This is a genomic window from Umezawaea sp. (genome assembly GCF_057122925.1).
The window spans coordinates 21,209-43,678 of the sequence record NZ_DBNGPQ010000032.1 but is presented as its reverse complement, the minus strand read 5'-3'; the positions used below and the strand labels follow the sequence as shown (position 1 = coordinate 43,678).

Genomic DNA, 22,470 nt, shown 5'->3' with positions numbered 1-22,470 from the left:
CAGCGAGTCCGTCTCCAACCTGGCCAAGATCGCGACCGGCGACGGTGGGTCGGTGACGTCGCAGAAGTGGTACGACAGCCCGGTCGGCCCGTCGCTGCCCGGTTCGAACCTGCCCGGTGTGGGGCCGGTGGTCGACCTGGTCGGCGACGTCGGTGCCGGTGGCGCGGACCTGGTCGGCGACGTCGTCACGGGTGGCGGGCGGGTGGTCGGCGACCTGTTCTCCGGCAACTGGTCCGAGGCCGGGCAGGGTGCCGCGGACACCGGGGTGGAGCTGCTCAACGACGCCGGGGACATCGTGGTCGGCACCGTCGGCAACGTCGCGGAGTTCGGGCGGGACGTCTACGACGGGGCCGCGGGCGCGGTGAAGACGATCGGGTCGTGGTTCTAGTCGCGGGGCCTGAGGCGGGCGTTCGGCAGTTCCGGGGCCGGTAGGACCGAGGGCCACTCGGTGGGGAAGGTGCCGTACGGGCCTTCCCGCTCCGGGATCTGGGCCTGCCACTCGGCGCGGAAGCGCTCGACCTCGTCGTGGGTGCGGCCGATGAAGTTCCACCACATGACGATGCGCTCGTCGAGCGGTTCGCCGCCGAGCAGCAGGAGGCGGGCCGGGTGGTCGCCGACGGCGATCGTCACGGTCTCGGCGCCGGTGGGCAGGTAGAGGAGCTGGGCGTCGGTCACGGCCACGCCCTCGACCTCGACGTCACCCGAGTCGACGAGGAGCCCGTGCTCGAACGCGGGGTCGACGTCGAGGGTCAGCGTCGAGCCCGCGGGGGCGTCCAGTTGGGCTCCGAGCAGCGGCGTGCTGGTCTCCACCGGCGACGACGAGCCCGCCAGCGAACCCAGGAACACGGTCGCGGTGGCGTCGCCCACGGCCGTCGGGGTCGGGACGTGGTGCTCGAAGCGCGGAGCCGTGAAGCGGTCGCGGTCCGGCAGGGCCACCCAGAGCTGGACGCCGTGCAGGAGGTCCGAGTCCGCGGTGGCGTGCTCGGAGTGGGCGATGCCGCGACCGGCGGTCATGAGGTTCACCTCGCCCGCCCGGACCAGTGACCTCGTGCCGACGGTGTCGCGGTGCTCGATGGTGCCCCTGAACAGCCAGGACACGGTCTGAAGGCCGGTGTGCGGGTGGCCGGGGACGGCCATGCTCGGCGTCGAGGGACCGTAGTGGTCGATGAAGCACCAGGCGCCGATGAGGGACCTGGCGCGCTGCGGCAGCGTGCGGCGGACCGGCTGGGCCCTGGGACCGCCCAGCGGGACCAGGCGCGGCAGCAGGAGCTGGGGAGCTGAGCGCGTGGACTCGCAGGGCACGACCTCGGGGCTCGCTTCCGCGTTGCTCATGCCGGAATGGTAGATCGCGCTAGAGGCGCAGGACGGGCAGCAGCGCGGACAGGTCGGCGCGACTGCCCGATGCCGTGATCCTCGCGGCGTCGAGGCCGTCCGCCCAGGTCAGCCTGCCGGTCGCGAGTTCGAGCCAGGTGCGGGGATCGGTCTCGACCACGTTCGGCGGCGTGCCGCGGGTGTGCCTCGGACCCGCGACGCACTGCACCGCGGCGAACGGCGGCACGCGCACCTCGACGCTGCGGCCGGGGGCGTCCTGCTCCAGGGTGCGGAGGCTGAGGCGCACCGCGGCGGCGAGCACGGTCCGCTCCGGCTGGTCGGCGGCGCCCTCCAGCCAGGGCAGCACGGCCGCCACCGCGGCGCGCATCTCGTGTGGGTCAACGGTTTTCGACGGCACCCGTCCAGGTTAGTCGCGGTGTCGGCGGAGGTCCCGCTGCGCCGCGTGCAGGTTCGCGGGTCGTACGGCGGTCGTCCCGTGCAGCTCGATCCGCGAGCCGAGCGCGCCCGCGAAGTCGGGCTTGTCGACCTGGCCGAACTCGGTGCACTCGGAGATGGCCACGGTCGCGCTGGACGGCGCCACGGTGTCGATCTTCACGCAGCCCGCGCGGGCGTTGGTGATCGTCACGTTCCAGTGCGCGAACCTGGCCCCGTACAACGGACCCGCGTCCGCGCTGCCGCCGTGCTGACCGTCGTTGAACACCTCCACCTCGGTGCGGACGTTGCCGAACGGCAGCCCGCGGTGGGTGTCGAACGTGCCCGCCTCCATCCGGCCGCGCGACCAGACGTTGCCGCACGACAGGCCTTCGACGTTGATGCCGTGGTGGGTGGAGCCGGGTGTCGGCGGTTCGGTGAACGCCCCGATGGCGAAGTCCTGCACCAGGTTGTCGTGCGACTGCTCGCGGCACGCGTACGAGTGGTGCTGCCCGCGACCGCTCACGCCGGTGCGGGTGAGCGTGATCCCCTTGCTGGAGACCAAGAGGAAGCCGTTGTCGCTGTCCACAACGGACACGTCGTCAGCCCAGCAGTCCCACGCGCACTGGAACACCAGACCGTTGTACCCCTTGTCCAGCAGGTGCTTCGGCCGTGGGGTCTTCACCATCCGGATGGTCAGCCCCTCGACGCCCGCGCCGGTGACGACCGGACCGAACGTCGTCAGGCGCGGCCGGAACGCGGGCCGGGCGGCGAGCGGGAGCGGCTGTTCGAGGCGAACCCTGTTGCCGCGCACCGACTTGATCCGCACCGGCCACTGGAACGGGAAGTAGGTGAGCAGCTTGGTCTTGCTCGCCCAGTCGTAGGCGGCGGTGCCCTCGACGTCGCCGCACATGAGCTTCGGCAGCCCGTGCCGGCCGTCGTCGTCCAGCTTGAGCAGCACGCGCTGGCCCGCGCGCAGCTCGCGACCGTCGGTCACGGTGATCGTGAACGCCCCGCGCGGCGCCGCTTCCGCGAGCGTCGTCAGGTCCTCGCCGACGTCGCCCTCGTTGCCCGTCCAGCCCTCGAACGGCCACCGGCGGGCCTTGATGGCGTCGATCAACGGCTGGTAGCGGTCGCGGTGGCACACCCACACGAGTCCGCCGCTCCAGCTCCACGCGGAGTTCTCGCTGCCGTAGCGGCTGCGGTTGACGCCGACGACCTCCTCCAGCGAACGGGTCGCGTGCAGCACGGTCCGGCCGCTGCCCTCGCCGCGCAGCACGACGTCGTCGTGGCCGATGCGGATGATGTCGTCGATCCGGTACGTCCCGGCGGGGACGAGGACGGTGCCACCGCCTCGGCGGCCGACGGCCTCGACGGCCCGGTTGATGGCGGCCGAGGCGTCGGCCGACCCGTCGTTCCTCGCGCCGAAGCTCAGGACGTTCGCGCGGACCGGGCGGCGCGGCGGCCGTTCACCGGTCCGGTAGCCCGCGTAGGCCACGTTGGGGATCTGCGGGTGGTCGTACGGGTCGGCCGCGAACTCCCGCCAGAGGGCGGCCTTCTCCGCGGGTGGCTGCTCGGTGGCGCTGGCGTGCGCCGGGGGCCCGAACGGGGCCCGGAGTGCCAGGCCGATCCCGGTGCCGATCAGGAAGCGCCTGCGCTCGATGGTCATGTCGCCGTCTCCTCGTGCAAGGGGGCGGCGGCGGTGAGGGTGATCAAACCCCATCGGCGGGGTGTGCGCCAGGGCTGGTCCGGGCCCGTGGCACTCCTGCGGCACGGGCCCGGAACCTCAGCCCTTCGCGCTGCGCACGGCTTCCGCGAGCAGCTCGTCGACCTGGAAGGTCAACCTGCGCAGGTCGGTGGGGGTGAACGTGCTCCAGGGCTCGGTGCCGCCCGACGCACGGCGCTGCTGGAGGTAGCGGCCGTCCTCGGTGTCGAAGAACGCGACCACCCGCTCCGGACGGCAGCGCTTGCCGTACCGGTCGCGGGCGGCCGCACCGAAGTTGCCGGTGTGGACGAGGTTGGTGAACATCTTCACCAGCGTCTTCGCGTCCTCGTCCCGCACTCCGTGCTCCCGCAGGGAGTTCTCCAGGCTCTTGGGCGTGCCGTCGGACTTCTGGACGGCGGCCTCCAGGTCGGCGCTCGGCATGGTCACCGAGTGCCCGCTCCCGGCCGGGTGCTGCGGCAGCGCGGCGATCACCGCCGTCGGCAGACCGGACCCCGCCGCGCGCTGCAACGTGATCCGGTCGCCGGACAGCGTGGCCACCGCGCCCGCGTCGCCGTTCGCGACGGCGAGCACGCGGACGCTCCTGCCCGTCCACACCCTGGCGTCCACCTCCACCTGGGGGCGGACGAACATCCTGATCAGGTGGTCGAACTCGGGGTGCAGCGCGATCGGCCGCCCCAACCCACGCGACTCCAGCGCGTGCCAGACCCGCAGTTCCAGGTCGCGGCGTTCGCGCTCGGTCTTGCCGGGTGAGGGCACCTTGATGACGAGGGGCATCGGCCCCAGTCGCAGGTGCTCCCACACGACGTCGAACTCCTCGGTGGAGAGGACCACGGGCTCCCTCTCCACCGGCCCCCCGAAGTACGTCACTGCTGCGGCGTCTCCCCGATCACGGGCGGCGCGACGAGGCGCTCGTCGCCGAACACGTCACCCGTCTCCACCAGGTAGTCCGCGATCTTGTGCTCGCCGTCCTCCTCGCCGTCGCCCCCACGACCGGCACCCATGCCACCGGCACCCTGGCCCGGACGGCCACCGGGGCCGTTCGCGCCAGCGGGGCCGAAGCCGCCGCCGGGACCACCGGGGCCGCCGGGACGGCCGGCGAACTGGCCACCGGGGCCGTTCGCACCGCTCATGCCCTGGCCGGGACCGCCGGGCACGCCGCCGAAGCCGCCGCGACCGGCACCCGGACCACCCTGGCCACCGGGACCGCCCGAGGAACCGCCGGGGCCTCCAGGACCGCCGGGACCCACGGGTCGGAAGCCGCCGGGCACGCCGGGACGGCCACCGGGACCGGGCTGACCGGTCGGCCGGAGACCGCCGGGCGGAACCGGGCCGGGCCTGACCGGGGGCCGGACCGGGCCGGAGCCGGGAGGCGGGAACCCACCGGGCGGCGGGAAGCCACCGGGCGGCGGAGGCGTCGGCTGGACCGGCGGCAGGTTCACCGGCGGCTGGACCGGCGGAGGCGTCCACGACGGGTTCGTCGTGCCGCCACCGGTGAACACCGGCGGCTGGCTGATCGGCGTGCCCGTCGGCGGTGCCGCGAACGAGGTGCTCGTGGTGCCGTCGCCGCCCTTGGGCGTGAAGGTCGACGAGTCCGTGCTCGTGTAGTTCGCGCTGGTGCTGTTGTACGAGCCCGCGCCGCTCGGCGGCGGCGTGTCGATCACGACCTGCGGCGGCGGGACGAACTCGCCCAGCGTGTCGCTGTTCCACTCGCTGCTGGACTGGTAGTTGTTCATGACCGTGACGGCCTTCTGCTCAGCGTTGTCCTGAGCGGCTTCCTGGGCCTCGTGGTCCTTCTGCTGGTTGATCACGTGCATGATGCCCACGGGACCGGCCAGCGCGCCGAGCACCTTGTCTCCGGTGGACGGTGCCTCGGTCGTGATCGGCAGCGGCTCGGGCATCTCCTTGCGCGCGTCCGCGATGTAGCCGCCCTGGAGGTGCGCGGAGGCCTTCATCGTGTCCGCGCCCTGGCCCGCGTCGGTCGCCCACGCCGCGAGCGGCGACAGGGCGGCGGTGGCGGCCTCGGCCGAGGAACCCTCCCAGCTCGCGCCGACCTTCGTCAGTCCTTCTTGGATGGACGCGTCGATCTGGGTGAGCGTCTCCGACAGCGCCTTCCAGCTGTCCTCCAGCGGGATGGACGCGGCCACGCCAGGGCCGCCGTTGATCATCTTGTGCAGTTCTTCGTGGGTGTACCCGCGCCAGCGGTGATCGCCCATGGTCCTTCGCCCCCTCGGGTGCGGTCGTACGGCTGGCCGGTTCAGGCCGGGTTGACGCGCCCCCAGGACGCGACGTTGTCACCCTCGACCCTGCGGTAGGTGGCCTCGATTTGAGTGAGCTGACTCACAACTCCGCTGAGCTGTTCGCGGTACGCCAGGATCGCGGCGGTGGCGGCGGTGTCCCCGCCCTCGAAGGTGCGGACGTTGAACTTCTCCGCCGTCTCCGCGCTGACCGGGTCGCGCGCCCACTCCTGCGCCTTGAGCGAGGCGCGGGTCGCCCTGATCTGCTCGTCCAGCACGGTCAGGGCGTCTTCGAAAACCTTCCGAGCAGCGGGAATGGCCGAGGGTTCGATCTTGAGCCCCTGCTTCGAACCGCTGTACGCAGGAACCGAGGGCTGCGACGAGCCCCCACCACCATCCGCGATGAACACGGCACACCCTCCTCAGTCCTGCACTTACCCCAGTGAGTGCAATTGAGACGACTTTAACTCTGATGCAGGGCGCGCCGCGACGGTTCCACTGGTATTCGCGCAGTTCTACTCAGGACGTCCGTCACTTCGCGCTGATCGTCTGGACGACCGCTTCGGCGATCTTCGTGGCGCGGGTGCACAGTTCGGGCATCGGGAGCTTGGAGCCGTCGACCTGGACCTCGACCATCTGGCCGTCCGCGACGTCAAGGCCGACGAAGCAGGCGGGCAGCGCGCCGGGGAACTCGCTCAGGACCGCGGGGAAGCCCCCGACCACGGTCGCGGAGGCCTTGCCCGACTCCAGCCCCTCGGCGTACATCTCGATGCCCTCGCTCGTGATGACCGCGGCCCCGACCCCGTAGGAGAAGTCGCTCGACCCGAGCGAGCACAGGACCGCCTCGGGATGGGTCGGGTACGGCAGCCTCGCCGACTCCCTGACCAGGTCGAACTGCTTCTTCTGGGCGTCGGTGAGCACGGAGCACGAGTCGACGCCGGTGAGGTCGACCTCCTTCGGCCGGGTGACCGGTGGCTTCGCGCTCGCGGACGGCCGCGCGGCCGAGGTCGCCGAGGTGGCCCCGCCCGACTCGGACGCCCCGGAGGACGCGGAGCCCGAGGTCTTCTGCGAGCAGCCCGCGAGGAGGGCGACGGCGGCGGCGAGTGCCGCGGCGCGGTGCCAGTGGCTCATGGGGGCAAGGTATCGGATCCCGAGTCGCGGAGAGTGCCGGTTCGGAATCAACACCGGTCCGCCGCCGTTCGCCCGACCACCGCGGCGGGCGTGCACACGTTCCTCAAGCTCAACGGCGGCGTGATGTCCCGCGGCGAGGTGCGGCTCAACGGCACGGGGGTCGCGGGCCCGGACCAGGTCGTCGGCACCTGCCCGACCCACGACTTCGACGTGACCCGTTGCTGCGCAAGGGGACAACGCGCTGGCGATCAAGGCGTTCCCGTCGGACCGGGCGGACGACCTGGCGATCCACTTCACCGACCGGTCGCAGCTCCCACCGGACCGCGGCCAGGGGCTGTTCCGGGACGTGCAGCTCGCGCGGCGCGGTACCGCGCGTCCGCCCCAGGAGGCGAGGTGCCCGGCAACAACGCGGGGAAGGTGGTGGCCGCACCGGTCCGCTAGGCGAGGTCCACGACCACCTTCACGTCGTCGGGCTGCCGCTCCATCGCGTCCACGAAGCGGTCGAGCGGCACCCGGCGGGTGATCAGGCCGCCGAGCCACGAGCGGTCGGCGGCGGCCAGCGCCGCGGCGGCGGTGCGCCAGTCGGGCAGGCCCGCGTTGACCGAGCCGACGACGGAACGGTTGTGCAGCACCAGTTCGTCGAGCACCAGGCGTTCGGCGGGGAACGCGCCGTGGTCGCCGGACAGTCCCGTCAGCACCGTCACGGCGGCGCGGCGGACGGTTTCCCAGACCAGTTCGGCGACACCGGTGCACTCCAGCGCGACGTCCACCTCGGGCACGGTGTCCACAGTGGAGTGGTAGGTCGCGCCGAGCCCGCGCACGAGGTCCGGCTTGCGGCCGGAGGTGGCCCGGTCGACCACGTGCACGGCCAGGCCGCGCTGCACGGCGAGCATCGCCGCCAGCAGGCCGATCGGGCCCGCGCCGGTGACCAGGACGGTCCGCGGCGTCAGGTGGGCGCGGCGGCAGTTGAGCAGCGCCTGGTCCCACGCCTTGGCCACGATGGACGTCGGCTCGGTCAGCACGCCGAGGTCGCCGAGGGTCGGGTCGAGCTTGATCGCGTACTTCGGCGGCACGCTCCACCGCTGCATGCCGTAGCCGTCGAGCTCCTTGATGCCGCGCTCGGTGTACTGCCCGTTCTGGCAGAAGTCCCACGCGTCCACGGCGCACGCCGAGCACGGCACGGCGTCCGGCCGCCGCACCACCCCCGCGACCAGGTCGCCCGGCGCCAGGTCGCCGCCCATCGGCGCGGCCACGACCCGGCCGAGCGACTCGTGGAACAGCACGAACCCCGTCCGGCCGGGCGGCGGTGTGCCGAAGCCGTCGCGGACGATCTCCACGTCGGTGCCGCACATGCCCACGAGCAGGCCTTCGACCTGCACCTCGCCGTCGGCGGGCACGGGGTCGGCCCACTCGACGACCTCGGCCAGCTCCGGCTTGCCCGGCACCACGAACGCTGCCCTCATCGGTCTCCTCCGTCGCGGGTGCGGCCCTGGTCGTCGGGCACGGCGGTGCCGGTCACCGACGTGCGTCGGGGTGCGGTGTCGTGTGCCACCCGGCGAGGCTAGCCGGACGGGCGCGTCCGGGCCGGACGGGTGATCAGCGGAACACCCGCCCGTGACCTGGTGGTCGGCACGGGTTCGGCTCCTCGGTCGGGGAGGGGCAGCGCGGCCGGGGTTGGTCTAGCGGGCGGGCTGGCCGGTCGCGAACGCCCACACCTCGGCGAGCAGCGCGTCGGGGGTCTCCACCTGGGGCACGTGGCCGGTGTTCGGGAGCAGGCGGAACTCGGCGCCGGGGATGGCCTCGGCGTACTCCCGGCCGTAGTCCGGGGTGACGACCCGGTCGGACTCGCCCCAGAGGACGAGGGTGGGGACGGAGGTGCCCCGCAGGCGGTCGCGGAGCGTGGGGTCGGTCATCGCCGTGCCCGCGTAGGTGGCGAGCGCTTCGCGGTTGGCCTTCGCCGCGGTCAGCTGCGCCCCGGTCATGGCGGCGGGGTCGAGGGTGAACCCGGCCGGGTCGTGGAAGCTCAGCGCGGCCAGCTCGGCGGGGGCCAGCGGGAAGACGTCGACCACCCGGTGGTTCGGGCTCTCCAGGCCCACGGCGTTGACCAGGACGACGCCGGTGACGCGGTCGCTGCCCGCGGCCCCCATCTCGGCGGCGATCCAGCCGCCGATGGAGTTGCCGATGACGGTGACGTCGCGCAGGTCGAGGTCGTCCAGGAGGTCCAGGTAGAGGTGGGCCAGGCCGCGGATGTCGGTCAGGTCGGCGGGGCGCGGGGTGCCGCCGAAACCGGGGTGCACCGGGGTGACGACCCTGGCGCGTTCGGACAGGAGGCGGGCGAACCCGGCCACGGTTCGAGGGCCTCCGCCGCCGTGCAGCAGGAGGAAGGGGCGGCCCTGGCCTTCATCGGAAAACATGCGGGAGACGCTATATCAACATGTTTATATAAACAAGTGGACTACGGTGGTGGCCGTGAGCAGATCTCCCCAGGACGTGGCGCACGCGGTGAAGCGGCTCCAGATGCGGCACCACCGCGCGATGACGGCGGAGTTGGCCGAGCTGGACATCAGCCTGGTGCAGTGGGACGCGTTGCGGCACTTGGACGAGAACCCCGAGGCGTCGTTGCACGACCTGGCCCTGTTGACGTTCCAGAGCGATCAGGCGTTCGGGACGTTGGCCGGCCGGATGATCGGGAGGGGGTTGATCGAGAGGGTGCCGGGGCCGGGGAGGGCGGTTCGGCATCGGCTGACCGCGCTGGGGGTGGAGTTGCGGTGGGCCGGGGCGGAGGTGGCCGCTCGGGTGGCCGCGGAGTCGTTCTCGGTGTTCAGCTCGGAGGAGTTGGAGCGGTTCGACGGGATGTTGCGGGTGTTGATCGAGGGGCGGGGGTGAGCGGTTGCCAGTCCTGGGGGAATGGGTCGCTGCTGGTCCCCGAGATCGGTAATTGCGAGTCCCCGAGATCGGGTAACTGCGAGTCCCAGGGGATCGGGTGGCTGTCGGTCCCAGCCGGGGTGGCCGATGTGACTCGGGGCCCCCTCGATCTGACCCTGTGATCGGGCTCAGGGGCAGGTGGTGACCGCCTGCCCGATCTACCAGGGCAAGGGTCACATCCCCCGAGTAAAATCGGCCGTGGCTCAGGGAAGGCCCTGGCCTGCTTTTGTTGTGGCAAGCTTTTTAAAGGCCGCCGCGTAGTAGGTGGTCCACGTCCTCGGGGCGACCCGGTCGGGCGAAGAACCAGCCCTGACCGGTGTCGCACCCGATTCGGTGCAGCCTTTTCGCCTGGGCCGGGGTTTCTACTCCCTCGGCCGTCACGCCTAGGCCCAGGGCGTGGGCCAGCTGCACCAGGGTCGACACGATTTGGGCGTCCACGGCGTCTTCCTCGTCCGCCGCGCGCAAGCCCTCCATGAACGACCCCGCGATCTTGAGTTCGTGCACCGGCAGGTGCTTGAGGTACGCGAGGTTCGAGTAGCCGGTGCCGAAGTCGTCGATGGCGATCCTGACACCCATGTCCGACAGGGCTCGCAGGGCTTCCAGCGGTTCGTCCGCCGTGCCCATGATGGCGCTCTCGGTGAGTTCCAGTTGGAGGTGGTGGGGTGGTAGGCCGCACTCGTCGAGGATGCGCTTCACGTCGCGCACCAGTTCCGGGTCGCGGCTCTGCCGGACCGCCAGGTTGACGCTGACGAAAGGGGCCGCGTCACCGAACTCCTCCAGCCAGCGGCGGCCCTCCTCGCACGCCTTGCGCAGCACCCAGCGGCCCAGCGGGACGATGAGGCCGGTTTCCTCGGCCAGTTCGATGAACCGGTCCGGTGCCAGCCTGCCGAACTCGGGGTGCTGCCAGCGGACCAGCGCCTCCACGCCGGTGATCCTGCTGTCCGCGAGACGCACCAGCGGCTGGTAGTCGACGTAGAACTCGTCGCGCTCCAGCGCCGCGGGCATGGTGGCCGAGAGGGTGAAGCGGGCGACCTCGCGGGCGTTGCGCTCCGGGTTGTAGAGGGCCCAGCGGGACTTGCCGTCGGCCTTCGCCCAGTACAGCGTGATGTCCGCGTCGCGCATCAGGTCGGCGGCGGTCGTGCCCAGGAGGGGGCGTTCGACGATGCCGATGCTGGCGGACACGGTCAGTTCGTGGCCGCCGATCTTGATCGGGGCCTCCAGCTCGTGCAGGACGCGGTCGGCGACGTTGACGATGTCCTGGGTGCTGTCCGACCCCTCGACCAGGATGACGAACTCGTCGCCGCCCATGCGCGCGACCAGCTTGCCGTCGCCGGAGACCGAGTGGTCCAGGCGGCGGCCCACCTCCACCAGCAGCTGGTCGCCGATGTCGTGGCCGAGGCTGTCGTTGATGACCTTGAAGCCGTCCAGGTCGAGGTAGCAGAGACCGGCCCTGCGGCCGGTGGCGCCCGCGGCGGCGGCGAACACGCGGCCGAGGCGTTCCAGGAACAGCGCGCGGTTCGGCAGGCCGGTCAACGGGTCGTGCAGCGCCTGGTAGCGCAGGCGGTTCTGGAGCAGGTGGCGGTCGGTGACGTCCTCGATCATCGCGACCTGGTACTGCGGCTCGCCGTGGTCGTCGCGCACGAGCGACAGCGTCAGGTGTGTCCACACCTGCTCGCCGTCGGCGCGGTGGAAGCGCTTCTCGGCGCGGTAGTGGTCGCAGTCGCCCGCGATCAGCTGGTCGTAGAGCCGCCAGACGGTACCGCTGTCCTCGGGGTGCATGAGGTCGCGGATGTTGTACTGCCGCATCTCGTCGACGGTGAACCCGAGCATGTCCTGCAACGCCTGGTTGACGTCGAGGATGCGGCCCTCGATGTCCGCGATGCCGATGCCGATGGCGGCCTCGGTGAACATCGCGCGGAACCGGGCCTCGCTGGCCCGCAGCGCCGCCTCGGCCTGGTCGCGGGCGTCGAGGACGGCTGCCCGGATGGCCTCCTGCTCGGCCAGCGTCCGCTCGCGCAGCGCGCGGGCGTACCCGGCGGCCAGCGCGCCCTGGAGCGCGGCGAGGCGGGGCGCCATGCGGTCGTCCAGGGTGATGCCCAGCTCGGTCAGCAGGTCGTCGCCGAGCAGCTGCACGGTGCGGCCGAGCGTGTCCGTGCCGGTGAAGTGGGCCTCGACCAGGCGGGCGCCGATCTCGTGGCCGGGGGCCGTGCGGAACGGGTTCGCGAACAGCGCGGTGACCAGCACCTCGGTCAACGCCTGGAGGTGTTCCGCCACCTCGGCCCTGGTCATCGGCACGTAGCTGCTGCCGATCACCGCCGTGGCCCACGTGCGCGCGAACGCCTCGGCCCCGGCCACCAGGGCCGGGTCCAGTTCCGATCGGCTGCTGGGCACCCGCTGGTCAACCCGTTCCGTCATGTTCGTCGGCCTGCCGCCACAAACGCAGAGGATACGGCCGGTTGCCCACTGGAGTCGACCATTACCGCTTGCGCCCCAGCGCGGCGAACCCGGGGAAGCGCGCCGCGGCCTCGTCGACGTCGTCCGGCGACTCCGGGTGCCAGTAGGGCATCCGCACCACGCCGGGGTCCACGATCTCCAGGTCGCCGAACAGGCCGGCGAGTTCCGCCCGGTTGCGGTGGGTCATCCTGGCCACCTCCTCGCTGTAGGTCCGGCGCGCCCGTGCGGCGCCCTCACCCTCCTCTCCGTCCTCGTAACCGGAGTGCGACACGCCCAGGTAGCTGCCGGGGACGAGCGGGTCGAGGTACTCGGCGACGAGGCGGTGCGGCTCGTCGGAGTCCGGCACGAAGTGCAGCAGCGCGATCATCAGCACGGCGATCGGCTGGTCGAAATCCAGTGTCGACCGCACTTCTGCGGACTCCAGCACGGTTTTCGCCTCGCGGACGTCGGCCCGCAGCGCGGTCGCGTTCGGCACGTCCACGAGGATCGACCTGCCGTGCGCGACGGCGACCGCGTCGACGTCCACGTAGACGACCTTCGACGAGGGGTCCACGCGGTGCGCGATCTCGTGCACGTTGCCCGCCGTGGGGATGCCGGAACCGAGGTCGAGGAACTGGCGGATCCCCAGGCCCAGCAGGTGGCGGACCATCCGGCGCAGCAGCGCCCGGTTGGTCAGGACCACCCCGCGCAGCTCGGGCATGGCCCGCAGCGTCCTGTTCGCCACGGCCCGGTCCGCCGCGAAGTTGTGCGCACCGCCGAGGAAGTAGTCGTAGATGCGAGCGACGCTGGGGCGTTCCAGGTCCATGTCCCCCGACGCCCAACCGGGCCGCTCAGCCACGTGCTCCCCCTCGTCACCACCGTTGCCCGCCCATCATGGTCCACAGCGGTGAGTTGGCACACCGCCCGCACGAACCCCCGGTGGTTCCGGGGACAGCGGTGGCGCCCACCGAGCACAATGCCCGTCTTGTGAAGTACCTCTGGATCGCGGGAGCGGTCGTGCTCGCCGCCGCGGCGGCGTTCGCGGTGATCAGGCTCAAGGGCAGGCGCAACATGCTGGCGCCGACGATCGTCGGCGCCGTGGGCGCGTTCCTCCTGGTGAGCGGCTGGCTGGTCGTGTTCGACCCGAACGCGGCCAAGAACGAGGCGATCAAGACCGGCGGCCTCGCGGGCGGCACGGTGATCGCCCTCTACGCGCTGTGGCTCAACGACCGCAGGCGGCGGACCGAGGAAGCGCGGCAGGACCTGGAGAACCAGCGCGCCGAGCACGACCGGTCGCGGGTCGCCGACGAGCGGTTCGCCCGTGCCGTGGAACTGCTCGGGCACGACACGGACCAGGTCCGGGTCGGCGCGCTGCACGCGCTGGCGGGGCTGGCGCGGTCGCGCACCGAGTACACGCAGACCGTGCTCGACATCGTGTGCTCCTACCTGCGCAGGCCGTTCGAGCTGGGGGACGACCAGGACGAGGCCGAACTCCAGGTGCGCCGCACGGCCCAGCGGCTGATCGCCGACCTGCTGCCCGAGGTCGGCGAGGTCGACGCGCCGCACTACGAGGTGGACCTGTCGAAGGCGACCCTGTCGTTCCTGGAGCTGTCCCACCGGCGGATCGGGCGGCTGACGCTGCGGGACGCGGTGCTGCGGCACTCCAACTCGCTGCACCACTCGCACGTGCACGGCGACGCGTTCCTCAGCGGTTGCCAGGTCGAGGGGCGGCTGCACCTGCACGACGCGGTGTTCCACGGGAAGGTCTCGTTCCAGGAGGCGTCCGCCGACGACTGGGTCGACTTCCGGGACACCCGCTTCCTCGGGCCGGTGAAGTTCACCAGGACCGAGTTCTCCGGACCGGTGTCCTTCGAGCGGGCCGTGTTCGACCAGCCGGTCGAGCTGAGCGGGACGAAGTTCACCGGTGGTCTCGACCTGCGGATGGCGGGCGGCCAGGTGGCCCGCACGCACTCGATGTTCGTGTCCCTGAACCACGAGAACCAGCTGCCGGACGGGTGGGTCGTCGACCAGCGCCCCGACGGCACCGGACTGGTGAGGAGCTGATGGTGCGCGGACGCGGGATGTTGTTGGCCAGCGTGCTCGGGGCGGTCGCCGTGACCGTCGCGACGGTCGTGGTGCTGCTGCTGGTGGAGCCGAAGCTGTCCAAGGCGGAGGCGGTCAAGACCGGTGGGCTCGCGGGCGGCGCGGTCGTGGCGCTGTACGCGCTGTGGCTCAACGACCGCAGGCGCCGCACCGAGGAGGCCCGGCACGAACTGGAGAGCGACAAGGTCGCCGACGAGCGGTTCGCGCGGTCGGTGGAGATGCTCGGCCACGAGGCGGACCAGGTGCGGGTGGGTGCGATGCACGCGCTGGCCGGGCTCACGGCGGCGGCGCCGCGGTACAAGCAGACCGTGCTGGACGTGCTGTGCGCGTACCTGCGCAGGCCGTTCCACCACGCGGGCTTCACCGGCGACTACTCGGGCGACCCCGACAAGCTGCCGAGGGAGTCGACGGACGAGGAGCTGGCGAGCAGCGACCGGGAGCGCGAGGTGCGGCGCACCGCCCAGCGGCTGATCACCGACCTGCTGCCGTGGGGCGCGGACGAGGACCCGACCGCCTACCACCTGGACCTGACCGGGGCACGGCTGGAGTACTTCCGGCTGTCGGGCAGGAGGATCGGGCGGCTCAACGCGCGCCGGGCCCACTTCTACGGCATCACCATGATCAACGAGTTGCGGGCGTCCAAGCCCGCGCTGTTCTCCGGGGCGGTGTTCCACGGCCGCGCGTCGGCGGCCGAGGCGAGGTTCGCGGGCGGACTGTCCCTGCAGGACGTCACCTTCGCCGACGAGTTCGACGTCCGCGGCGCCGTGGTCGGCACGTTCCTGCACCTCGGCACCGACCTGCCGAAGCCGGTGAGGGGCGCGCTCACCGTCGAGCCCGGCACCGCCATGAGGATCGCGCCGCCCGCGGGCTGGGAGCTAACCGGCTCGTACGAGGTCCAGCAGCGCCCTGGCGGCGGCGCTGACCGTCGTGCCCGTGACGACGACGGTCTCCGCGACCGGGCCGCCGTCCAGGTCGACGAACCGGACCAGGTCCGTCTTGAGCGAGAACGACCGCGGCACCAGCGCGACGCCGAGACCGAAGCCGACGAAGTCCAGCAGTGAGTGGACGTCGTTGACCTCCACGCCGACCCGCCGGTCCACCCCGGCCGCGGCGAGCGTGCGGTCGACGACGTCCCGCGTCCCCCAGCCCTCGTTGAAGTCCACGAACGACTCGCCCGCCAGCTCGGGCAGCGCCACCGACGGCCGCCCGGCCAGCGGGTGCTCCGGCGCGCACGCCAGCACCAGGGGTTCGGTGGCCAGGGTGGACATCCGCACGTCCCGGTCGGGCGAGCGCGTCACGAACGCCACGTCGACCCGGCCCGCCCGCACCTCGTCCACCAGGTCGGCGGTGCCGCCCTGCCGGAGCCGGATCTCGACGCCGGGGTGCGCGTCGTGGAACGCGGCCAGCACGGCGGGCAGGTGGACGACGTGCAGGCACTGGAGGCTGCCGACCGACAGCGACCCGCGCAGCAGGCCCTGCACGGCGGCGACGGCGTCGCGGGCGGCGTCGACCGAGCCGAGCGCGCGCCGGGCCTCGACCAGCAGGGCGCGGCCCGCCTCGGTCAGCTCGACCTGACGGGTGCTGCGGACGAACAGGGGCGCGCCCAGCTCGGCCTCCAGCGAGCGGATGGAGGCGGACAGACCCGATTGGGCGACGTGCACGCGTTTGGCGGCCCTGGTGAAGTGGCACTCCTCGGCCACGGCCACGAAGTACTCGAGCTGGCGCAGTTCCACGACTAATCACCCAAACTGCTGAATGTCATAAGCCTGTTCTGTTGGACAGCTTAATTCTTCGGGCGCAGACTCGGTCCACCACTTTCGTCCCAGGAGGTACACCTGATGCGCACCCGCCGGATCGGCGACGTCGAGGTCAGTGCGATCGGACTCGGCGGCATGCCGCTGTCCGTCGAAGGCCGCCCGGACCGCGAACGCGCGCTGGCCACGGTCCGCGCCGCCGTGGAGGCGGGCGTGACCCTGATCGACACCGCGGACGCCTACTCGCTCGACGACACCGACTTCGGTCACAACGAGGAGCTGATCGCCGAGGCCCTGCGCGGGCTCGGGTCGGCGGCCGACGGCGTGCTCGTGGCGACGAAGGGCGGCCACACCAGGGTCGCGGGCGGCGGCTGGGCGCTCAACGGCAGCCCCGAGTACCTGCGGTCGGCCTGCGACGCGTCGCTCAAGCGGCTCGGCGTCGAGGCGATCGACCTCTACCAGTTCCACCGCCCGGACCCGACCGTCCCGCTCACCGACTCGTTCGGCGCGCTGGCGGAGCTGCTGGACGCGGGCAAGGTCAAGCAGGCGGGCATCTCGAACTTCAACCCCGACGAGATCCGGCTCGCGAACGAGGTCCTCGGCGGCAGGCTCGTCTCCGTGCAGAACCAGTTCTCCCCGTCGTTCCGGTCGAGCGAACCCGAGCTGGAGCTGTGCGCCGAGATGGGCATCGCCTTCCTGCCGTGGAGCCCGCTCGGCGGCATCGGCAAGGCCGGCGAACTGGGCGAGCGGAACTCGGCGTTCGCCGAGATCGCCGAGGCGCACGGCGCCAGCCCGCAGCAGGTGTGCCTCGCCTGGATGCTGGCCAAGGCCCCGGTCGTCATCCCGATCCCCGGCTCGTCGCGGCCGGAGAGCATCCGCAACTCGGCCGGGGCCACCCACGTTGAGTTGACCGCCGACGAGCTCGCACGCCTGGACTAGTCGGAGGCCGTCCCCGAACGTGCCCTTCGACTGGTCCACTCGGGTGATCACCGGGTGCGGTTCGCCCGATCCGGACGGATGATCTAGGCCTAACGGCTCAACGATCTACGACCGAATGGGGGCGTCCCGTGGTCGACCGACCCCGCTTCCGCGCCTGGACCACCCGGCTCGGCGTCATCACGCTCGCGGCGAGCGCGCTCGTCGCGACGCCCGTGTCGAGCACCACCGCGGCACCGCTGCCGGAAGGGTCCGCCGAGCACCACGCGGGCTCGCAGATCGCCAAGCACGAGGGCACGACCAGGACCGCCCGGTCCCTCGCACCGTTCGGCGAGGTACCGGGCATGGACGTGAGCAGCCACCAGGGCGACGTCGACTGGGAGCGGTCGTGGGCGGACGGCGCCCGCTTCGCCTACGTGAAGGCGACCGAGGGCACCGGGTACCGCAACCCGAAGTTCGCCCAGCAGTACATCGGCTCCTACGAGGTCGGGATGGTCCGCGGCGCGTACCACTTCGCGCTGCCGGACCGCTCCGGCGGAGCCGAGCAGGCCGACTTCTTCGCCGACAACGGCGGTGCCTGGTCGGCGGACGGCAAGACGCTGCCCGGCGCGATGGACATGGAGTACAACCCGTACGGCGACGCCTGCTACGGGCTGGACCAGGCCGAGATGACCCGGTGGGTGCTGGACTTCAGCAACCGGATGCTCGCGCGCACGCAGCGGTACCCGACGATCTACACCTCCGCGAGCTGGTGGAACAGGTGCGTCGGCGGCACCGTCCACTTCGGCCGGACGAACCCGCTGTGGGTCGCGCACTACGCCGAGGTCCTCGGCCCGCTGCCCGTGGGCTGGGACCACGAGACCATCTGGCAGTGGGACGCGGCCGGGCTGTTCCCCGGCGACCAGAACCTCTTCAACGGCGACCACGACCAGCTGGTCCGCCTGGCGCTGGGCTGAGCGCGGCCGTGAGGCAGGTGGAGAGCGCCGTGTCCGGCGTCGACGTGAGCGCGCAGGAGCCGACCGAGGCCGACTGGACGGCCCTCTGGCAGCAGGGGAAGAGGTTCGCCTACGTGCTGGCGACCGAGGGAGTGGACCGGGTGAACCCCGGTTTCGGCGGCCAGTACGCCGAGTCGTTCGACGCCGGCCTGATCCGCGGCGCCTACCACTTCGCGCTGCCGGACCGGTCGAGCGGCGCGGACCAGGCGGAGTTCTTCGTGGACAAGGGCGGGGCGTGGACGAACGACGGCATGACCCTGCCCGGCGCGCTGAACCTGGAGTTCAACCCGTACGGCAAGGCCTGCTACGGGTTGTCCAGGGCCGCGCTGTCGGACTGGGTGCTGGACTTCGGCGACACCTACCACGAGTGGACCGGCCGCTACCCGGTCGTCTACACGTCGACGACCTGGTGGAGCCAGTGCGCGGGCGCCGAGGCGGGCCCGGTGAACCCGCTGCGGGTGGACAAGCACTCGGCGACGCCGGGGGCGCTGCCCCGCGGCCGGGGCGTCTACCCGCTGTGGCTCCGACCGTCACCGTCCGTGGAGCGGCACCCGCGGGACAGGCTGCTCGCGCTCGTCGGCGAGTGAGGCGCCTGGTCCTTCCGGTGACCCGTTCACCGGAGGCGGGGCAAGCGGTTCGCGTACGTCAAGGCCACCGAGGGCACGGGTTACCGCAACCCGTGCTTCGCCCAGCAGTACAACGGCCCGTACGACGTCGGCATGATCCGCGGCACCTACCACTTCGCGCTGCCGGACCGGTCGAGCGGCCAGGCGCAGGCGGAGTTCTTCCTCGCCAACGGCGGCGGCTGGTCGAGGGACGGCCGAACCCTGCCGGGTGCGCTGGACGTGGAGCACAACCCCTACGGCGGCACCTGCCACGGCCTGTCGAGGGCCGCCATGACGTCCTGGGTGCTCGCCTTCAGCGACGCCTACCACGCGCGGACCGGCGTCCACCCGGTCATCCACACGTCCACGAGCTGGTGGGACCAGTGCGTCAACGCCAGCTTCAAGACCACGAACCCGCTGTGGGTGGCCGGGTACGCCTCGACACCCGGCGCGCTCCCGTTCGACCGGGACTTCCACACGTTCTGGCAGTACTCGTCGACGCCTGTTGACCAGAACCTGTTCAACGGCGGCTACGACCGCCTCCAGGCGCTGGCCAACGGCTGACCCCGAGGTGGTGGGGAGACCACCACGGCCTCCCCACCACCACCGGTGCTAGTCGAACAGCGCGGGGAGGGTGCCCTCCCAGGCCGCGCGGAGCTCGCCGAGCGGGAGCTGGCCGAGGTCCTGGATCTCCAGGGACTCCGACTCCGGGTCGACGACGCCGACCTTGCGCCACGGCAGCTGGCGCGCGGTGCACATGTCGGTGAACCGCAGCTCCTCGCTGCGCGGCACGGCCACGAGCACGCGGCCGGCGGACTCGCTGAACAGCTGCGTGAACGCGTCCTGGTCACCGTCCAGGAACACCCGCGCGCCGGTCTCGCCGATCAGGCAGGCCTCGACCAGCGCCTGGGCCAGACCGCCGTCGGACAGGTCGTGCGCGGCGGACACCATGCCGTCGCGCGACCCCGCCAGCAGCACCTCGCCGAGCAGGCGTTCCCGTGCGAGGTCGACCTTCGGCGGCGTGCCGCCCAGGTGGCCGTGCACGACGTGGGCCCACTCGGAGCCGCCGAACTCGTCGCGGGTGTCGCCCAGCAGCAGCAGGGTCTCGCCCGCCTCGGCGCCGATGCCGGTCGGGATGCGGCGACGCACGTCGTCGATCACGCCCAGCACGCCGATGACCGGCGTCGGCAGGATCGCCGTGCTGCCGGTCTGGTTGTAGAAGCTGACGTTGCCGCCGGTCACCGGGATGCCCAGCTCGCGGCAGCCGTCGGCGATGCCCTTGACGGCCTGCTCGAACTGCCACATGACGGCCGGGTCCTCGGGCGAGCCGAAGTTCAGGCAGTCCGACACCGCGATGGGCGTCGCGCCGCTGACCGACACGTTGCGGTAGGCCTCTGCCAGCGCGAGCTGCGCGCCTGCGTACGGGTCGAGCTTGGTGAAGCGGCCGTTGCAGTCGGTGGCCAGCGCGATGCCGCGGTTGGTCTCCTCGTCGATGCGGATCATGCCCGCGTCCGACGGCTGCGCCAGGACCGTGCCGCCGCGCACGTAGCGGTCGTACTGCTGGGTGACCCAGCGGCGCGACGCGAGGTTCGGCGAGGCGGCCATCGTGACGATGGTCTTCAGGATGTCGGCGGCCTCGGTCGGCCTGGCCAGCGACTCGGGGCCGTTGGCCACGAGCGCGTCCTGGTCGGCCGGGCGCTCGATGGGCCGGTGGTAGACCGGGCCCTCGTGCGCCACGGTGCGCGGCGGCACGTCCACGACGACCTCGTCGTTCCACGTGATCACCAGGCGGTCGCCCTCGGTGACCTCGCCGATCTCGGAGGCGATGACGTCCCACTTCGCGCAGACGGCCATGAACGCGTCGACGTTCTCCGGCGCGACGACCGCGCACATGCGTTCCTGCGACTCGCTCGACAGGATCTCGGCCGGGGTCATGCCCGTCGCCCGCAGCGGGACCCGCTCCAGGTAGACGTGCATGCCGCCGTCACCGGCGCTGGCCAGCTCCGAGGTCGCGCAGGACAGGCCCGCGCCGCCGAGGGCCTGGATGCCGACGACGATGCCCTGCCCGAACAGCTCAAGGCAGCACTCGATCAGCACCTTCTCGGTGAACGGGTCGCCGACCTGCACCGCGGGCAGCTTCTTGCGCTTGCCGCTGCCGTCGTCGCCCGCGAACGTGTCGCTCGCGAGGACGGACACGCCGCCGATGCCGTCCAGCCCGGTGCGAGCACCGAACAGGATGATCTTGTTGCCCGCGCCGGACGCGTGCGCCAGGTGCAGGTCCTCGACCCGCAGCACACCGACGCACAGGGCGTTGACCAGCGGGTTGCCCGCGTACGACTCGTCGAACACGACCTCGCCGCCGATGTTCGGCAGGCCGAGGCAGTTGCCGTAGCCGCCGACGCCCGCGACGACGCCGGGCAGCACCCGGCGCGTGTCGGGGGCGTCCGCCTTGCCGAAGCGCAGCGAGTCCATGACGGCCAGCGGCCGGGCGCCCATCGCGATGATGTCGCGCACGATGCCGCCGACGCCCGTCGCCGCGCCCTGGTACGGCTCGACGTAGGACGGGTGGTTGTGCGACTCGACCTTGAACGTGATGGCCCAGCCGTCGCCGATGTCGACGACGCCCGCGTTCTCACCGATGCCCGCGAGCATCTTGGCGCGCATCTCGTCGGTCAGCGACTCGCTGAAGTGCCGGAAGTGCACCTTCGACGACTTGTAGGAGCAGTGCTCGCTCCACATGATCGAGTACATCGCCAGTTCCGCGTCCGTCGGCCTGCGGCCGAGGATCTCGCGGATGCGGGCGTACTCGTCGTCCTTGAGACCCAGCTCCCGGAACGGCTGCTCCTGGTCCGGCGTGGTCTCCGCGTGCTTGACGGTGTCGGTCGTCATGCGTTCACCACCGCATCCATCAGGGACAGGAACATGCCCAGTCCGTCGTCCGTCGGGCCGGTCAGCGCGTCGATCGCGTGCTCCGGGTGCGGCATGAGGCCGACGACCCGGCCGTTGGCGCTGGTGATGCCCGCGATGTTGCCGCGCGACCCGTTGGGGTTGTCGCCGACGTAGCGGAACACCACGCGGCCCTCACCCTCCAGTTCGTCCACGGTGGACCGGGTGGCCTGGTAGCCGCCCTCGCCCGACTTGAGGGGCACCAGGATCTCGGCGCCCACCTCGTAGCGGCTGGACCAGGCGGTGGTGTTGTTCTCCACCTTCAGCCACTGGTCCTTGCACACGAAGTGCAGACCGGAGTTCCGGACCAGCGCGCCCGGCAGGAGACCCGCCTCGCACAGGATCTGGAACCCGTTGCAGATGCCCAGGACCGGCATCCCCTTGCCCGCGGCCTCGACCACGGACTGCATGACCGGCGCGAACCGGGCGATGGCGCCGCAGCGCAGGTAGTCGCCGTAGGAGAACCCACCCGGCACGATCACCGCGTCGACACCCTTGAGGTCCGGGTCACCGTGCCACAGCGGCACGGCCTCCGCCTCGGCGTACCGCGCCGCACGAGCGGCGTCCACGTCGTCCAGCGTGCCGGGGAACGTGATCACCCCAACGCGAACGCTCATGCGTCGACCCGCCGAACCACCCAGTCCTCGATGACCGGGTTCGCGAGGAAGGTTTCGGCGATCTTCTCGAGCGTGGCGTCGTCGACCGAGTCGTCGACCTCCAACTCGAAGTGCTTGCCCTGGCGGACACTGGTGATTCCCTCGAACCCGAGCCGGGGCAGCGCATTGGCCACCGCCTGACCTTGCGGGTCGAGAATCTCGGGCTTCGGCATGACGTCGACAACGACACGAGCCACAGCAGGCTGCTCCCTGTTACAGAGGGCGGGGGATACCGCACAGCCTACCTGACCTGCACGTTCACCCCGGCCACGGGTGCGCTGGG

General features: G+C 71.7%; 20 protein-coding genes and 2 pseudogenes. 7 read left to right on the top strand and 15 right to left on the bottom strand.

The genetic code is table 11. The annotated features are described in order from the left end of the window. A pseudogene (locus tag AC156L_RS04970) lies at positions 1–388 on the top strand (alpha/beta hydrolase); the annotation flags it as partial. On the opposite strand, the gene AC156L_RS04965 reads toward AC156L_RS04970, so the two are convergent. From AC156L_RS04965 to AC156L_RS04925, 9 genes are all read right to left on the bottom strand, one after another. After that, positions 385–1,332 (bottom strand): pirin family protein, encoded by a 948-nt coding sequence (locus AC156L_RS04965; RefSeq protein WP_330877019.1) that lies wholly within the window; start codon positions 1,330–1,332, stop codon positions 385–387. The pseudogene AC156L_RS04970 and the gene AC156L_RS04965 sit on opposite strands and share 4 nt — an antisense overlap. Positions 1,333–1,351: 19 nt before the next feature. Next, on the bottom strand, positions 1,352–1,699 hold the full coding sequence (locus tag AC156L_RS04960) for a sterol carrier family protein (protein ID WP_414719921.1): 348 nt from the start codon (positions 1,697–1,699) through the stop codon (positions 1,352–1,354). 39 nt (positions 1,700–1,738) lie between these two features. Beyond that, the gene (locus AC156L_RS04955; protein ID WP_330877021.1) at positions 1,739–3,412 is read right to left on the bottom strand and encodes a glycosyl hydrolase family 28-related protein; all 1,674 of its coding nucleotides are present in this window, start codon (positions 3,410–3,412) and stop codon (positions 1,739–1,741) included. A gap of 117 nt (positions 3,413–3,529) precedes the next feature. Beyond that, a complete protein-coding gene (locus AC156L_RS04950; protein WP_330877022.1) occupies positions 3,530–4,336 on the bottom strand; it encodes an ESX secretion-associated protein EspG in 807 nt (268 codons plus the stop codon). Beyond that, positions 4,333–5,682 carry a PPE domain-containing protein gene (locus AC156L_RS04945; RefSeq protein WP_330877023.1) on the bottom strand — a complete coding sequence of 450 codons (1,350 nt, stop codon included), beginning with the start codon at positions 5,680–5,682 and terminating at the stop codon, positions 4,333–4,335. The genes AC156L_RS04950 and AC156L_RS04945 overlap by 4 nt, the downstream gene beginning before the upstream one ends. A 41-nt stretch (positions 5,683–5,723) precedes the next feature. Beyond that, positions 5,724–6,113 carry a transcriptional regulator gene (locus AC156L_RS04940; protein WP_330877024.1) on the bottom strand — a complete coding sequence of 130 codons (390 nt, stop codon included), beginning with the start codon at positions 6,111–6,113 and terminating at the stop codon, positions 5,724–5,726. Positions 6,114–6,234: 121 nt separating this feature from the next. Continuing rightward, on the bottom strand, positions 6,235–6,834 hold the full coding sequence (locus AC156L_RS04935; protein ID WP_330877025.1) for a DUF3558 domain-containing protein: 600 nt from the start codon (positions 6,832–6,834) through the stop codon (positions 6,235–6,237). Positions 6,835–7,271: 437 nt separating this feature from the next. After that, the gene (locus tag AC156L_RS04930; protein ID WP_330877026.1) at positions 7,272–8,297 is read right to left on the bottom strand and encodes a glucose 1-dehydrogenase; all 1,026 of its coding nucleotides are present in this window, start codon (positions 8,295–8,297) and stop codon (positions 7,272–7,274) included. A gap of 216 nt (positions 8,298–8,513) precedes the next feature. Continuing rightward, positions 8,514–9,248: an alpha/beta fold hydrolase gene (locus AC156L_RS04925; RefSeq protein WP_330877027.1), complete on the bottom strand. Its 735-nt coding sequence runs from the start codon at positions 9,246–9,248 to the stop codon at positions 8,514–8,516. Between the two features lie 55 nt (positions 9,249–9,303). On the opposite strand from AC156L_RS04925, the gene AC156L_RS04920 reads away from it, so the two are divergent. Beyond that, entirely contained in the window at positions 9,304–9,720 is a 417-nt protein-coding gene (locus AC156L_RS04920; RefSeq protein WP_330877028.1) for a MarR family winged helix-turn-helix transcriptional regulator, read from the top strand. A gap of 282 nt (positions 9,721–10,002) precedes the next feature. Here AC156L_RS04920 and AC156L_RS04915 read toward each other — a convergent pair whose 3' ends face one another. Both AC156L_RS04915 and AC156L_RS04910 read right to left on the bottom strand, forming a co-directional pair. Then, positions 10,003–12,174 (bottom strand): putative bifunctional diguanylate cyclase/phosphodiesterase, encoded by a 2,172-nt coding sequence (locus tag AC156L_RS04915; protein WP_330877029.1) that lies wholly within the window; start codon positions 12,172–12,174, stop codon positions 10,003–10,005. Between the two features lie 61 nt (positions 12,175–12,235). After that, entirely contained in the window at positions 12,236–13,051 is an 816-nt protein-coding gene (locus tag AC156L_RS04910; protein ID WP_330877030.1) for an SAM-dependent methyltransferase, read from the bottom strand. A 128-nt stretch (positions 13,052–13,179) separates the two neighbouring features. On the opposite strand from AC156L_RS04910, the gene AC156L_RS04905 reads away from it, so the two are divergent. Further along, positions 13,180–14,256, top strand: a complete 1,077-nt coding sequence (locus AC156L_RS04905; protein ID WP_330877031.1) for a pentapeptide repeat-containing protein — start codon at positions 13,180–13,182, stop codon at positions 14,254–14,256. A gap of 914 nt (positions 14,257–15,170) precedes the next feature. Here the strand turns inward: AC156L_RS04905 and AC156L_RS04900 are convergent. Continuing rightward, positions 15,171–16,028, bottom strand: coding sequence for a LysR family transcriptional regulator (locus AC156L_RS04900; protein WP_414719922.1), 858 nt, complete (start codon positions 16,026–16,028; stop codon positions 15,171–15,173). A 105-nt stretch (positions 16,029–16,133) separates the two neighbouring features. Here AC156L_RS04900 and AC156L_RS04895 point away from each other — a divergent pair, with 105 nt between their 5' ends. The 4 genes and pseudogenes from AC156L_RS04895 to AC156L_RS04880 form a co-directional block, all read left to right on the top strand. Continuing rightward, a complete protein-coding gene (locus AC156L_RS04895; protein ID WP_330877033.1) occupies positions 16,134–16,988 on the top strand; it encodes an aldo/keto reductase in 855 nt (284 codons plus the stop codon). A 128-nt stretch (positions 16,989–17,116) separates the two neighbouring features. Then, complete coding sequence (locus AC156L_RS04890; RefSeq protein ID WP_330877034.1) at positions 17,117–17,941, top strand: lysozyme; 825 nt, start codon at positions 17,117–17,119, stop codon at positions 17,939–17,941. Between the two features lie 8 nt (positions 17,942–17,949). Next, positions 17,950–18,567: a GH25 family lysozyme gene (locus AC156L_RS04885; RefSeq protein WP_330877035.1), complete on the top strand. Its 618-nt coding sequence runs from the start codon at positions 17,950–17,952 to the stop codon at positions 18,565–18,567. Between the two features lie 36 nt (positions 18,568–18,603). Beyond that, positions 18,604–19,149, top strand: a pseudogene (locus AC156L_RS04880) (GH25 family lysozyme); the annotation flags it as partial. 48 nt (positions 19,150–19,197) lie between these two features. Here the strand turns inward: AC156L_RS04880 and purL are convergent. Genes purL through purS form a run of 3 tightly spaced genes read right to left on the bottom strand, consistent with a single transcriptional unit; the run spans position 19,198 to position 22,384 of the window. Next, positions 19,198–21,474 carry a phosphoribosylformylglycinamidine synthase subunit PurL gene (purL, locus tag AC156L_RS04875; protein WP_484406630.1) on the bottom strand — a complete coding sequence of 759 codons (2,277 nt, stop codon included), beginning with the start codon at positions 21,472–21,474 and terminating at the stop codon, positions 19,198–19,200. Next, positions 21,471–22,148, bottom strand: coding sequence for a phosphoribosylformylglycinamidine synthase subunit PurQ (gene purQ, locus AC156L_RS04870; RefSeq protein ID WP_330877037.1), 678 nt, complete (start codon positions 22,146–22,148; stop codon positions 21,471–21,473). The genes purL and purQ overlap by 4 nt, the downstream gene beginning before the upstream one ends. Beyond that, positions 22,145–22,384, bottom strand: coding sequence for a phosphoribosylformylglycinamidine synthase subunit PurS (gene purS / locus AC156L_RS04865; RefSeq protein ID WP_330877038.1), 240 nt, complete (start codon positions 22,382–22,384; stop codon positions 22,145–22,147). Before purS ends, purQ begins: the two co-directional genes overlap by 4 nt. Positions 22,385–22,470 lie beyond the last annotated feature (86 nt).

Coding starts and splice junctions, on each gene's coding strand:
- AC156L_RS04955 (WP_330877021.1), bottom strand. CDS start 3,412: ATGACCATCGAGCGCAGGCGCTTCCTGATCGGCACCGGGATCGGCCTG.
- AC156L_RS04960 (WP_414719921.1), bottom strand. CDS start 1,699: ATGCGCGCCGCGGTGGCGGCCGTGCTGCCCTGGCTGGAGGGCGCCGCC.
- AC156L_RS04965 (WP_330877019.1), bottom strand. CDS start 1,332: ATGAGCAACGCGGAAGCGAGCCCCGAGGTCGTGCCCTGCGAGTCCACG.
- AC156L_RS04915 (WP_330877029.1), bottom strand. CDS start 12,174: ATGACGGAACGGGTTGACCAGCGGGTGCCCAGCAGCCGATCGGAACTG.
- AC156L_RS04925 (WP_330877027.1), bottom strand. CDS start 9,248: ATGTTTTCCGATGAAGGCCAGGGCCGCCCCTTCCTCCTGCTGCACGGC.
- AC156L_RS04930 (WP_330877026.1), bottom strand. CDS start 8,297: ATGAGGGCAGCGTTCGTGGTGCCGGGCAAGCCGGAGCTGGCCGAGGTC.
- AC156L_RS04945 (WP_330877023.1), bottom strand. CDS start 5,682: ATGGGCGATCACCGCTGGCGCGGGTACACCCACGAAGAACTGCACAAG.
- AC156L_RS04895 (WP_330877033.1), top strand. CDS start 16,134: ATGCGCACCCGCCGGATCGGCGACGTCGAGGTCAGTGCGATCGGACTC.
- AC156L_RS04935 (WP_330877025.1), bottom strand. CDS start 6,834: ATGAGCCACTGGCACCGCGCCGCGGCACTCGCCGCCGCCGTCGCCCTC.
- purQ (WP_330877037.1), bottom strand. CDS start 22,148: ATGAGCGTTCGCGTTGGGGTGATCACGTTCCCCGGCACGCTGGACGAC.
- purL (WP_484406630.1), bottom strand. CDS start 21,474: ATGACGACCGACACCGTCAAGCACGCGGAGACCACGCCGGACCAGGAG.